The 12,325-nt window shown below is 63.7% G+C and carries 8 protein-coding genes and 1 pseudogene; 4 read left to right on the top strand and 5 right to left on the bottom strand.

What is annotated here, in order from left to right:
* Nucleotides 1-129: 129 nt before the first annotated feature.
* A complete protein-coding gene (locus tag QZM67_RS03685) occupies nt 130-2,190 on the top strand; it encodes an FUSC family protein (protein WP_301800808.1) in 2,061 nt (686 codons plus the stop codon).
* A 25-nt stretch (nt 2,191-2,215) separates the two neighbouring features.
* Here the strand turns inward: QZM67_RS03685 and QZM67_RS03680 are convergent.
* Nucleotides 2,216-2,356, bottom strand: a pseudogene (locus tag QZM67_RS03680) (IS30 family transposase); the annotation flags it as partial.
* Nucleotides 2,357-2,488: 132 nt separating this feature from the next.
* Between QZM67_RS03680 and QZM67_RS03675 the strand changes: the two are divergent.
* From QZM67_RS03675 to rpoD, 3 genes are all read left to right on the top strand, one after another.
* Nucleotides 2,489-3,292: a hypothetical protein gene (locus QZM67_RS03675; RefSeq protein WP_301800806.1), complete on the top strand. Its 804-nt coding sequence runs from the start codon at nt 2,489-2,491 to the stop codon at nt 3,290-3,292.
* Nucleotides 3,293-3,518: 226 nt separating this feature from the next.
* Nucleotides 3,519-4,583 (top strand): oxidoreductase, encoded by a 1,065-nt coding sequence (locus tag QZM67_RS03670; RefSeq protein ID WP_301800805.1) that lies wholly within the window; start codon nt 3,519-3,521, stop codon nt 4,581-4,583.
* Nucleotides 4,584-4,885: 302 nt separating this feature from the next.
* Entirely contained in the window at nt 4,886-6,913 is a 2,028-nt protein-coding gene (gene rpoD, locus QZM67_RS03665; protein ID WP_301800804.1) for an RNA polymerase sigma factor RpoD, read from the top strand.
* A gap of 105 nt (nt 6,914-7,018) precedes the next feature.
* Here rpoD and QZM67_RS03660 read toward each other — a convergent pair whose 3' ends face one another.
* The 4 genes from QZM67_RS03660 to QZM67_RS03645 all read right to left on the bottom strand — a co-directional run bounded on the left by QZM67_RS03660 (nt 7,019) and on the right by QZM67_RS03645 (nt 12,194).
* Entirely contained in the window at nt 7,019-7,201 is a 183-nt protein-coding gene (locus tag QZM67_RS03660) for a cold-shock protein (protein WP_301800803.1), read from the bottom strand.
* Nucleotides 7,198-7,638, bottom strand: coding sequence for a molybdate ABC transporter substrate-binding protein (locus tag QZM67_RS03655; RefSeq protein ID WP_367620416.1), 441 nt, complete (start codon nt 7,636-7,638; stop codon nt 7,198-7,200). Before QZM67_RS03655 ends, QZM67_RS03660 begins: the two co-directional genes overlap by 4 nt.
* Nucleotides 7,639-8,936: 1,298 nt before the next feature.
* Nucleotides 8,937-9,857 carry a bestrophin family protein gene (locus QZM67_RS03650; RefSeq protein ID WP_301800800.1) on the bottom strand — a complete coding sequence of 307 codons (921 nt, stop codon included), beginning with the start codon at nt 9,855-9,857 and terminating at the stop codon, nt 8,937-8,939.
* Between the two features lie 12 nt (nt 9,858-9,869).
* Nucleotides 9,870-12,194 carry an FdhF/YdeP family oxidoreductase gene (locus QZM67_RS03645; protein WP_301800799.1) on the bottom strand — a complete coding sequence of 775 codons (2,325 nt, stop codon included), beginning with the start codon at nt 12,192-12,194 and terminating at the stop codon, nt 9,870-9,872.
* Nucleotides 12,195-12,325: the final 131 nt, after the last annotated feature.

Below are 12,325 nucleotides of genomic sequence, written 5' to 3'. Positions count from 1 at the left end.
TTCGATCTGCGCGCATCTTACCTTTGCTTACCGGATCGTTTCATGAAGCAGCGATTATCCCGCCCGGTGCAATAACGCATCCCGTCCGCGCCTCTTAGTGGCGGCGGCGCGCCCCCGTATGCTCGCCGCATGAAATTCGCCTTACCCCATCTGCCGCCGCTCGAGGCTGTCCGAACCGCGCTGCGCGACGCGCGGCCCACGCTGCCGCCGGGTGCCCTCGGCTTCGCCTTGCGCAACACCGCCGCGTCGCTGCTGGCGCTCTACATTGCCTTCCGGATGAATCTCGACGACCCGAAATGGGCCGCGTCGACCGTGTGGATCGTCGCGCAGGGCAGCCGTGGCATGGGGCTGTCGAAGAGCCAGTACCGGATTCTCGGTACCGCGATCGGCGCGGCGGTCGCGCTGCTGCTGACCGGCGCGTTCGCGCAGACCCCGGAACTGTTCCTGCCGGCGCTCGCCGCGTGGATCGGCCTGTGCGCGGGCGTCGCGACCTTCCTGCGGAATTTCCGTGCGTATGCGGCCGTGCTCGCGGGCTATACGGCGGCGATCATCGCGATGGACGCCGTATCCGCCCCGCTGCACGCATTCGACATCGCGACCGCGCGATTCCTGTACGTGGTGGTCGGCATCCTGTGCGGCGCGGCGTTCGAGACGGTGTTCGCACCCGGTTCGCCGCTGCGCGACGTGCGTAAGCGGTTCGCGAGCTACCTGCAGCGCGCGGTCGCCGTCGGCGCGGGCGCGCTGCGTCGCGAGCCGAACGGCGCAGCCGTGCACCGGCTGTTCGCGGACGCGCTCGAACTCGACACGGCGGCCGAGTATGCGGCCGCCGGCGCCCCCCCGGTGCGCAACGCGATCGGCCATCTGCGTACCGCCGTGCTCGGCGTGCTGGCCGCGCAGGCCGCCGGGCAGGCGCTGCACGAGCATGCGGCGCGCAGCGGCGACGCGCCGGACCCGCTGGTCGCCGACGCCGCGCGCGTGCTCGACGGCACGGCCGCCGCGCGCGAGCCGGGTGCGGAACTCGCGGCGCTGCGCGCGCGGGTGGACGACGCGATGCGCGCCGAGGCGGCCGAACCGGCAGGCTGGGATACGTCGCGGCTGTTGACGCTCGACCGGCTGGCCGCGATGCTGGCCGGATTCGAGCGGGCGTTTGCGGGCAAGGCGCTGGTCGACCGGGAGCGTCCGCCGGCGTCTCGCGTGCGCTATGCGTTCCACCGCGACACGGTGCTGGCCTGGCACAACGGCATCCGCGCGTTCATCGCGGTGCTGGCCGCGTCGACGATCTGGATCGTCAGCGCGTGGCCGTCGGGCGCCGGCTTCGTCACGATCACGGGCGTGGTCTGCGCGCTGTTCTCGACGCGCCCGAACTCGGTGGGCGCGGCCATGGGCTTCCTGAAAGGCACCGCCTGCGCGGCGGTTGCTGGCGCGCTGTGCAATTTCGTGCTGCTGCCGGCGGTGTCGGGTTTCGAGATGCTCGCGTACATCCTCGGCGTGTTCCTGATCGGCACCGGCATCGTGATACGCAACCCGCGCACGGCGGCCATCGGCAGCGGCTTCTCGATCTTCTTCTGGAACTTCACGTCGCCGGACAACACGGCGCGCATCGGCGATGCCGCGTTTCTCAACTCGGCGCTCGCGACGCTGCTCGGGATCGCGTTCGGCGCGCTCGTGTTCGCGCTCGTGTTTCCCGGCGACCCTGGCACGAGCCGGCGGCGCCTGCACAGCGCAGTGCGCCGCGACCTGGCGAACCTCGCACGCGACCCGCGCGCGTGGCCGGCCAGCGCGTGGCTGAGCCGCACGGCCGATCGCCTCGGCCGCGAACTGGGCTTCGCAGGCAGCCTGCCGCAGAGTCTCGTCGAGCGCGACCTGCGCGATCTGCTCGCGGCCTGGACGATCGGCGACAGCCTGCTGGCGCTGGCCGAACTGGCGACGCGCGAACCGGCGGCACGCCGGGCAGTCGCGGCGGTGCGCGGGCGGATCGGGCAGGGCGATTTCGTCCGGCTCGAACAGACCTGCGACGTGGCCGCCCGCGCATTGCGGCGGCGCGTGGCCGACCTCGACAGCGACGACGGGCGCGCGCTGCTGCGCGGCGTCGTGCTGGTGCGGACGATCGCGGAGGCCGCTGCTGCGCACAGCCGTTTCCTGCGCGGGCGTCTGCCTTGGACCGCGAGCGGTATGGCGTGGCTCAACTGAGCCGATAGGCCTTGCCGGGTGTCACTTCCGCCAGAATCCGTTGTACCGAGGAATGGTTCCGATCAAACAACTGAGCGATCTGCTGTAGCGACTCGCCCGTGCGCCAACGCTCCCGCATTAACGCCTTCTGGGTGTCTGTATAGTAGATCCGCCGTCTCTGTTTCATGGCAACACGCCTTGCTGCTGTGCAGCCTCAAGTGCGTTGCATCGACGGGTTGAATCCGCAATCGATTGATCGCCATGTCCTCCACGAAGCATTCGACAACTTGGAACTATACTGGGCAACCTGGAGGCTTCCATGACCGATCACGATAGACTGCATCCACTACGTCCGCTCCTGAAAAATTGGGTTTGGGAGCATGGTCGAATCGGGACTCGCTATCTGGACTGCGTTGATGGCGAAGTCAGGTTTGACGAGGGCAAGAAGTCGCATTTCGCGGCCGAGAAATATATCTATGTGCCCCTTGGCAAGGGCGCTGAAGACGATCCATCTGCGGAGGGTCCTGCGATCCAGGAGGCTGGACTTGCCCGGTTTTTGCGGGCCGCGCAGTTGGGTACGCCGGAGGAAGCCGGTTCTGTCGCGGATGTCCAGCGCGCAGTGCAGGACTGCGTGGAAATTGGCCTGTTCAGCGCATATCAATGGGAGGCTCGAAAGGCGTTTGCCCGATACGCGCAGGAACCCATGTTCGATGACGAGATCCGCGCGGCGGTTGTCGACGACATCCGGCGTATTTACGCCGGCATGCGGGAGCAACTGGCGCTGTACGATTTCAGTGTGCTCCACGGCTTGCCCATGCCGCTGCTTATCGGCGACACGCCCTTCATCGACTGGCGCGTGCGTGCCAGTCCGGCACTTCCGTTTGTATCGCTCCCGCTGGGACCTTACTGCCTGCTGGTCGGCGCGCCGTCGGGCAGGAAAAGCCGAATCGCCCCGGTCGTCTGGAAGGCCGCTGCCGCGATGGGCCCGTTGAAGGATCACAACCGCCAAATCGAGGAGCAGGCGCGTCTGTGGCTGGTGGCGACCACGGATGACCAACTCGTCGCCATGCAAAGCCGCATTGCTGCGGCCATCGGCTCCAGGCAAGGGAATGTGAAACCCTGACCGAAGTTGACCTTAAGCAGATCGTCGGCGGTGGCTGAATGATGAGCGGTAGTCCGCTGTCTTGTCGGGCGGTTACTGCCTGCAAATATCGTCGGATCACCGGGTTTCCCTGTTTTGCCGTCCGTTGCAAAGCGGTAACGTCGCCATGCGGCCAGCACCGGCCGTTCGACCGTGCGACGAAGATCGTCGACAATAGGGGTTCGATCGAACATTGACGCGAGAGCCTATGCCAGTTTATGAAATGCGCAGTGACGCGATTCGGCCTTTACAGGAAGTCCCGTTTTCTCACCTCGGTTTGCATGAGCGGGGCGACATTCAGCGCCTTTTACGCGAATGTATCGACGTCATCTCACCGGACACGTTGGTTATTTCTGAAGAGTTCAGTAGTTGGTCTGAAGGCAACCGGCGGATCGATCTGCTCGGGGTTCACAAGACGGGCGATCTGGTGGTTATTGAACTCAAGCGGGACGATGCAGGCCACATGGAGCTGCAAGCGCTACGCTACGCTGCGATGGTGTCAACAATGACGCTTGCGCAGGCTATTGACACGTACCAGACCTATCTGAGCTCTCGCGGGATGCCTGACGACGGAGCCGCACAGAAGATTACCGATTTTCTTGAAATCGACGCGAAATTCGGCGAATCCGTGCGCATAGTTTTGGCCGCGTCCACGTTCCACAAGGAGATTACCTCGACCGTTCTTTGGCTCAACGACAGGGGTCTCAACATTTCGTGCGCCCGACTGACGCCGTACAGCAATGACGGCAAGGTGTTCCTCGACGTCGATCGCTTTATACCGCTACCTGGAGCGGAGGAGTATCAAATCGCTGTCAGAAACAAGGTAGCTGTTGAAAAAATAGCTGAAAGCGAGCGGGTTGCACGCAATCTCGCAAAGTACTCACTTCACACATCGTTCGAAGACTTCGATTCCTTGAGTAAACGAGATTTGATCTTTAACGTTGTGAAGATCGCACTCGAATCGAACGTTAACGTTCAGCAGATTCAAGAAGCAATACCCTGGAAGCCGGACCTCTTCTGGTCTGCGAAAGGCTCGCTTCCCATAGATGAATTCATCCGACAGGAAGGGCCACGGGCTATGGATGCCGGTTTAAATCTCGAACGTCGCTATTTCAAAGATCAAAAGCGACTACTAGAGCACGACGGCATGACTTATCTCATGCGCCGGGATTGGGGCGCCAAGACCGAGCGAGCCGTACAAAACGTTATCAAGCTTCTACCTGAAGGTCACGGTGTTACTTACAGCGTTCAGGAAGGAGACGAATCTGTTTAGGACCGAGGCGCATTGAACGACCGCTCCCGGCAGGATCGAACGTCCCTTCCGGGGCGACAGCACGCCTTCACTGGCAGGGACAGGGGGCGACTGCTCCCCCTTGTCGCAGCTAGAGAGCGCTGCACCGGTAAAGCGTATGGAAATCCCAGGCGGCCCCCCGTCTTGTGCCGCACGATACATTCCGGTATCATTCACGCCCCCCACAAGCTGCGCATACGGATTTCGCGCGAGGCGTCCCGCCCTCGACTATCTGTGCGTACACGATTCCGTTCGCATCCCGGCAGGCAACCCGTTCTGGCGTCATGCTCGCGACGATCGTCGGCTCATCTGTCGAGGAGCATGTATTGACAAATCCTGATCGGAACGATTCCACATCCCCTGAAATCGCGGCCACGGCAAAAGCCGGCCGCCGTGTGGCAAAGGGAAAGGCCCAGGCCCTGACACCGACGGACATCGCGTCGCTGGCACGCCAGAATGAGGAGCGCCAGCACCAGATGCGCGCGTTGATCGCGCTCGGTCGCGAGCGCGGCTATCTCACCCACGCGGACATCAACGACCACCTGCCCGACAACTTTGCCCAAACGGCGGCGATGGACACCATCGTCAGCACGTTCAGCGACATGGGTGTGGCCGTGTACGAACAAGCGCCGGACGCCGAAGCGCTGCTGTTAACCGAGGCTGCGCCGGCCGTGGCATCCGACGATCAGGCGGACGAGGAGGCGGAAGCTGCGTTATCGACCGTCGATTCCGAATTCGGCCGCACCACGGATCCGGTTCGGATGTACATGCGTGAGATGGGCGCCAGCGAACTGCTGACCCGCGCCGGTGAAATCGAGGTCGCGAAACGGATCGAAGATGGTCTGCAGGACATGATTCAAGCGATTGCCGCGTGTCCGTCGATCGTGTCCACGATTCTTGCCGATGTCGACCGCATCGTTGCCGGCGAACTGCGCATCGACGAACTGGTCGATGGCATCAGCGTCGACGCCGATGAAAGCGAAATGACGCCGGAGTCCCAGGAAGAGGAGGCGGAAGCACTCGCCGCCGACGATGATTCGGACGAAGACGACGTCGACACGGACGCCGGGGATTCGGAGAAGGTGAACGCGGCACGCCTCGAAGAACTCACGAACGACAGTCTCGTGATTTTCGCGCGCGTGCGTGCACTGTTCGAGCAGTTGCCGGATGTGCCTGTCACTGGCGATGCCCGTTCCGCAGCCGCTGCGCAAGTGCGTACGGCGATCCAGCGTGAACTCGCGCCGATCCGCTTTACGGCCAAGACCATCGACCGCCTGTGCGCCATCGTGCATGGGCAAGTGACTGAGGTTCGCGCGATTGAGCGCAGCATCCTGGCGATTGCCGTCGACCGTTGCGGCATGCCGCGCGACGCGTTTGTCGAGTCGTTCCCGGGCCACGAGACCGACCTCGAATGGACGAGCCGCACGGCCGCGACCTCGCAGCAGTTCGGCGCGGCGCTCGAGCGACATCAGCCGGCGATTCAGGCGGCGCAGCAGAAACTCGTCGACATCGAATCCCGGGTCTCGTTGCCGCTCAAGCAGCTCAAGCAGATCAACCGCCAGATGAGTGCGGCGGAACTGAAAATGCGGCAGGCCAAGCGCGAGATGATCGAGGCGAACCTTCGTCTTGTCATTTCAATCGCCAAGAAATACGTGAACCGCGGCATGCAGTTCCTGGATTTGATCCAGGAGGGCAATATCGGGCTGATGAAGGCCGTGGACAAGTTCGAATACCGGCGCGGCTGGAAGTTCTCGACCTACGCGACCTGGTGGGTCCGGCAGGCTGTCACGCGTGCGCTCGCCGATCAGGCGCGGACCATTCGCGTGCCGGTCCACATGATCGAGACGATCAACAAGCTGAACCGGATATCGCGCGAAATCTTGCAACAGACAGGGCAGGAAGCGCATCCCGCTGTGCTGGCAAAGCGCATGGAGATGTCCGAGGAGAAAGTGCTCAGTATCCTCAAGATTGCCAAGCAACCTGTCTCGCTCGAAACTCCGGTGGGTGACGACGCCGATGCAACGCTCGGCGACATGATCGAGGATGTCTCGGCGAGTTCACCGGCTGAGGCGGCGATTCACGCGAACATGCGCGCGGCGATCGACGAGGCACTCAACGGGTTGTCGCCGCGCGAGGCCAAGGTTCTGCGGATGCGATTCGGGCTCGACACAAACTCCGATCACACGCTTGAAGAGGTCGGCAAGCAGTTCGACGTGACTCGCGAGCGGATCCGTCAGATTGAGAGCAAGGCGATGCGCAAGCTGATGCATCCCAGCCGTGCGGACAAGCTCAGGCCATTTCTCGAGCGCTAGAGCAAGCCGGGCGCGGTACCCCTTCGATGCCCGGCTCCAGACTTGCAGCGATCACGCGTCGGCCTGATCGTTGTCCTGGCCGGGCGTGTTCGCTGCGGGGAAGACTTACAGCGGCTTGATGCTGGCGGCCTGCTTCCCCTTGGGGCCCTGTTTGACCTCGAAGCTGACCTTCTGGCCCTCCTGAAGCGATTTGAGGCCACTTCCCTGAACCTCGGGGAAGTGAGCAAACAGGTCTTCGCCGCCGTCATCCGGGGTGATGAATCCGAACTTTCTCGCCAATCCGGTCACGGCGTCGGCTGATCAAGTCCCTTTTTGCGCAACACGGCGGTCGCTTCGGCCGATTGCAGAAAATCGATCAGTGCCTTGGCACCGCGCGGATCCGCCGCATGGGTGGCGATGCCTGCCGTGTAAACCGTGTCGTGCTGCAGTTCACGCGGCAGCAAGCCGACCAGTCGAACACCCGGCACGTCGACGATATTGGGCACGGTGATCACGGTCGCGTCGGCCTGGCCGCCGGCAACGGCCGCGACCACGTCGCCGCCCGGGACGGGCACGAGATGCGCCTTGACCGTGTCCATGATGCCCAGTCGGCCAAGCAGGCCGACGAGATAGGCGCCACTCGCGCTCTCCGGCGACCACGACAGCGAACGGACACTCGTCAGCGCCCGCGTGAACGCGTCGACTGTCCCGATGTCGGGCGCTGGCTTGTCCGCACGCATCGCCATGCCGACTGCTTGAGGAATCGCACACGGAGCCCCGTTGCGGAGCGGTTCGCCGAGCATGCACGCACGTTGGCTAGATCTCTATCCGCGGGGTGATCGCTGCCATTGCGGCGGGCGACTCCCTGTACCTGTAACCTTGCGGACTCTTCCGTTCGATCTGGTGAACGACAAATATAGCGGACACCACATTCGCGGGCGCGATGCGCCGAGCGACAGAAAGGAATGGCAAGCCGCCTCACGAACTCACGGGTCTGCGCGTCCGCAAAGGTCGAAGATCTGTCCTCAAAACGACGGCACGGAATGACCGTTCCACTCCGATAACTTCCCTTGGAACAGAGACTGCACGACCGGCTGTAACGGGTCGGAACCCGTCGATCCTCGAAAGGGTGAGCGCAGGTCGCGGCATAGGTTTGCGCGCTGATCCCTGTCATATAAGGCGCAGGTACTGCTGCATCATTGGGGTGATGGGTGCAGGTGCTGCGGTGGGGTGCGTGCTCATGTGGCGGGAAAAGTTGCTCTGGCTGGCCGAGTTTACCAGCGACCCCAGCGAGCCAGTGCGAAGTTCGCCATTCGGCCAGATGCACGTGCTGGCGAGCAGTACCTCATTGAGGGGGATTGCTCCGTACTGGCGTCCGTTGCGCTGACGGAACGTAATAGTAAAGGTCCGAAAGATCTCTTCTAAAGTACTGCTCCCATTTGCGTGAGGTGTACTCTAGTTCAGTTCGAGTCGCCAGCGACGTTAGTGCCAATGATTTGTAACATGGATCGAATGCGTCATCAAACATGGGCTTTCGAACGTCATCGCCTGATCGGAAACCCCATATGACACGGAGACCGTAATTTGGGCAGGTGAACGTAATGGGAAGTGCCGTTAGTGGATACGCGTACGGCCCAGAGCATGAAGGCAGATGCAGTACAGGCTTTGACCCAATGCCAAAATCTCTGCACGTGTTTGATTCTCCCGCGCTCGACAATGAGATGAGCAAACCTAAACAACCGGCAATAAGGTATTGGAGGAAGTGCCTTGTCAGTCGTTGTTTGGTATGCATCGCGGCATTGAAATATGTGTGCAGGTCTGCGCGTCGCGCGGTCAGCTCATTATGCTTGCAATTTGTTCGCTTGAGACAAGTGACAGATTGAACGGTTGAGAGCGTAGGTCGTGGCGTAGCTTTCTAAGCCAAGCCTTATCAAATAAGGCGCAGGTACTGCTGCATCATCAGCGTGCGCTACGCGGGACCTGGCAGTGGGTCAGTGGGTGTGGGAGCCGTCACGGGTGCCGCTGTCGAGTTGAGTCGGCCGGCTCAACTAAGCCGATAGGCCTTGCCAGGCGTCACTTCCGCCGGCAGCGGCTCGCGGTTCAGTTCGAGCAGCGTGCGCTCGATCTGGCGCGTCATTGCATCGAGGGCGAGATGGTTCGGCCCGTCGCCGAACGGTTCGGCGATCGCATGCGCGATCGCGTCGAGCGCGATCAGCGTATAGGCGACGAACACGGTGACGAACGGCGTCGCCGCGCCGATCGAATCGACGAGACCGAACGGCAACAGCACGCAGTACGCATAGATGGTCCGGTGCAGCAGCACATCGTATGAAAACGGGATCGGCGTCGACGCGATGCGCTCGCAGCCGCTCACCATCGCGACCAGATCGTCGAGGCGCGCGTCAAGCATCCACAGGCGCGTGTCGGAGAGGGTGCCCGTATCGGCGCGTGCGGCGAACGCTTCGCGCAGTGCGTGCACGATGACGACCGGGCGGAACTGCGAAGCGGCGACGCGCGCATAGCTGGCATCGTCGAGCAGCCCGCGCAGGTCCGCGGCCGGATCGGTGCCGCGCAGTTGATGCTTGAGCGCATAGACGTACGCGACGACCTTCCGCACGAACGCGCGTCGCGACGCATCGTCACGGTCGATCGCGCCGTAGCAGAGCGCCTGCGACACCAGCGTGCGCGTGGCGGTCAGTACGCCGCCCCACAGCTGCCGGCCTTCGCGGTAGCGTTCGTAGCTCGCGTTGTTGCGAAACCCCGCGAAAATCGCGAGCGTGAGGCCGATCAGCGTGAACGGCGTCGGGTTCAGCGGTACCTTCTCGCCGAGCACGCGGCCGCCTCCCCAGACCGCGACGAGGCTGATCGCGAGCGTCAGCACGAGCTGCGGCAGGATGGTCGGCAGCACCGAGCCGTTCCAGACCAGCAGCATCCGCAGCCAGTGCTCGCGCGGACGAACGATCATCGCCGTGCTCCGTCAGGCGGCGATCGAGGCCGGCGCGGCCGCGCGATGCAGCAGCACCGGAATCGACTTCGACGTCGGCGTGTTGCAGATGTCGCCGACGCTGTCGAGCGGCACGAGCGGGTTCGTTTCCGGGTAGTACGCGCCGATGCAGCCGCGCGGGATGTCGTACTCGACCAGCAGGAAGCCGTCCGCGCGCCGCTCGATGCCGTCGTGCCACACGGTTTCCATGTCGACCCAGTCGCCGGCCTTCAGGCCGAGCATCGCGAGATCGTCGCGGTTCGCGAACACCACGCGGCGCTGGCCGAATACGCCGCGATAACGGTCGTCGAGCCCGTAGACGGTCGTGTTGTACTGGTCGTGCGAGCGCGTCGTCATCAGCGTCATCAGCCGTTCGCCGTGCTGCGCGCGGGCACGCTGGATCGGCGTGTCGGCCGGCAGCGCGTGCGCGATGAAGTTCGCCTTGCCCGTCGGCGTCAGCCATTCGCGGTCGCGCGACGCGACGCGAAGGTGGAAGCCGCCCGGCCGCGCGATGCGCGTGTTGTAGTCGTAGAAGCCGTCGAGCGTCGCCTCGATCGCATCGCGGATCTTCGCGTAGTCGTCCTTGTAGGCTAGCCAGTCGATCTTGCCGCTGCCGAACAGCGCGTGACCCATGTGCGCGACGATCGCCGGTTCCGACATCAGGTTCGGCGACGCCGGCTTGTTCATCCCGTACGACACGTGGACCATGCTCATCGAATCCTCGACCGTCACGCCTTGCGCGACGTTGTCCTGCAGGTCGATCTCGGTGCGGCCGAGCGTCGGCAGGATCAGCGCGTCGCGGCCGTGGATCAGGTGGCTGCGGTTCAGCTTCGTCGTGATGTGCACGGAGAGGTCGCAGCGGCGCATGCCTTCCCACGTGCGCGGCGTGTCGGGCGTCGCCATCGCGAAGTTGCCGCCGAGGCCGATCAGCACCTTCACGTGGCCTTCGAGCATGCCTTCGATCGTCTCGACGACGTCGTAGCCGTGGTGGCGCGGCGGTTCGAAGTCGAACACGTGGCCGAGCCGGTCGAGGAAGGCCTGCGACGGCTTTTCCTCGATGCCGACCGTGCGGTTGCCCTGCACGTTCGAGTGGCCGCGCACCGGGCACAGGCCGGCGCCGGGGCGGCCGATGTTGCCGCGCATCAGCATCAGGTTGGTCAGCATCTGCACGGTCGCGACCGAATGCTTGTGCTGCGTGATGCCCATGCCCCACGTCGCGATCACCCGCTCGCTGCGCGCATAGAGTTGCGCGAGGCTGTCGATCTGCTCGTACGGCACGCCGCTTTCGGCCGTCAGCGCCGACCAGCTTTCGCGGCGCAGATCGTCGGCGAACGCGTCGAAGCCGGCCGTGTGTTCATCGATGAACGCGGTGTCGAGCACGCGCGGCGCACCGGCGGCACGCGCGGCATCGTCGAATTCGAGTACACGTTTCGCGATGCCCTTGATCAGCGCGAAATCGCCGCCGATCGTCGGCTGGATGAACGTCGATGCGATCTTCGTGCCCGACATCGTCAGCATTTCCAGCGGGCTTTGCGGATCGGCGAAGCGTTCGAGGCCACGCTCCTTCAGCGGGTTGATCGACACGATCGTCGCGCCGCGCTTCGCGCACTCGCGCAGCTCGCCCATCATCCGCGGATGGTTGGTCGCCGGGTTCTGGCCGAAGATCAGCAGCGTGTCCGCGTGTTCGAAATCGTCGAGCGTGACGGTGCCCTTGCCGACGCCGACCGACGCCGGCAGCCCGCGGCTCGTCGCCTCGTGGCACATGTTCGAGCAGTCCGGGAAGTTGTTCGTGCCGTACAGCCGCACCAGCAGCTGGTACAGGAACGCCGCTTCGTTGCTCGCGCGGCCGGACGTGTAGAACGCGGCCTGGTTCGGGTCGGGCAGGGCGCGCAGGTGGCGCGCGATCAGCTCGAATGCGTCGTCCCATGCGATCGGCACGTAACGGTCGGTCTGCGCGTCGTACACCATCGGGTCGGTGAGCCGGCCGTGCTGTTCGAGTTCGAAGTCGGACTGTTCGAGCAGCTCGGTGACCGTATGCGCGGCGAAGAACTCGGGCGTCACGCGCTTGCTGGTCGCTTCGGCGGCCACCGCCTTCACGCCGTTCTCGCAGAATTCGAACGTCGATGCGTGCTGGCGGTCGGGCCATGCGCAGCCCGGGCAGTCGAAGCCGTCCGGCTGGTTCTGGCGCAGCAGCGTGCGGTAGTTGCCGCCGGCGACCTTTTCCTTGATCAGGTTGATCGTGACGGCTTTCAGCGCCCCCCAGCCGGCGGCCGGGTGGGTGTACGGTTCGATGCGCGCGGTGGCGGATTTCTTTTTCATGATGCTGCGTGGGTCGGGGTCGATGCGTGCAGAGTACGCGCGGCGCCCCGGCCGCTGTGTGTACACCTGTTCACTTCAAAAAAGAGTACAGTTGCGCCAACTCGCACAGTGCGGATCGCAACTGTGTTGTT

Source organism: Burkholderia sp. AU45251, assembly GCF_030482905.1.
Classification (GTDB): domain Bacteria; phylum Pseudomonadota; class Gammaproteobacteria; order Burkholderiales; family Burkholderiaceae; genus Burkholderia; species Burkholderia aenigmatica.
The sequence above is the reverse complement of the archived record's forward strand: the minus strand, read 5'-3'. Positions and strand labels throughout refer to the sequence as shown.

Coding starts and splice junctions, on each gene's coding strand:
- QZM67_RS03685 (WP_301800808.1), top strand. CDS start 130: ATGAAATTCGCCTTACCCCATCTGCCGCCGCTCGAGGCTGTCCGAACC.
- QZM67_RS03675 (WP_301800806.1), top strand. CDS start 2,489: ATGACCGATCACGATAGACTGCATCCACTACGTCCGCTCCTGAAAAAT.
- QZM67_RS03670 (WP_301800805.1), top strand. CDS start 3,519: ATGCCAGTTTATGAAATGCGCAGTGACGCGATTCGGCCTTTACAGGAA.
- rpoD (WP_301800804.1), top strand. CDS start 4,886: ATGCTCGCGACGATCGTCGGCTCATCTGTCGAGGAGCATGTATTGACA.
- QZM67_RS03655 (WP_367620416.1), bottom strand. CDS start 7,638: ATGGCGATGCGTGCGGACAAGCCAGCGCCCGACATCGGGACAGTCGAC.
- QZM67_RS03650 (WP_301800800.1), bottom strand. CDS start 9,857: ATGATCGTTCGTCCGCGCGAGCACTGGCTGCGGATGCTGCTGGTCTGG.
- QZM67_RS03645 (WP_301800799.1), bottom strand. CDS start 12,194: ATGAAAAAGAAATCCGCCACCGCGCGCATCGAACCGTACACCCACCCG.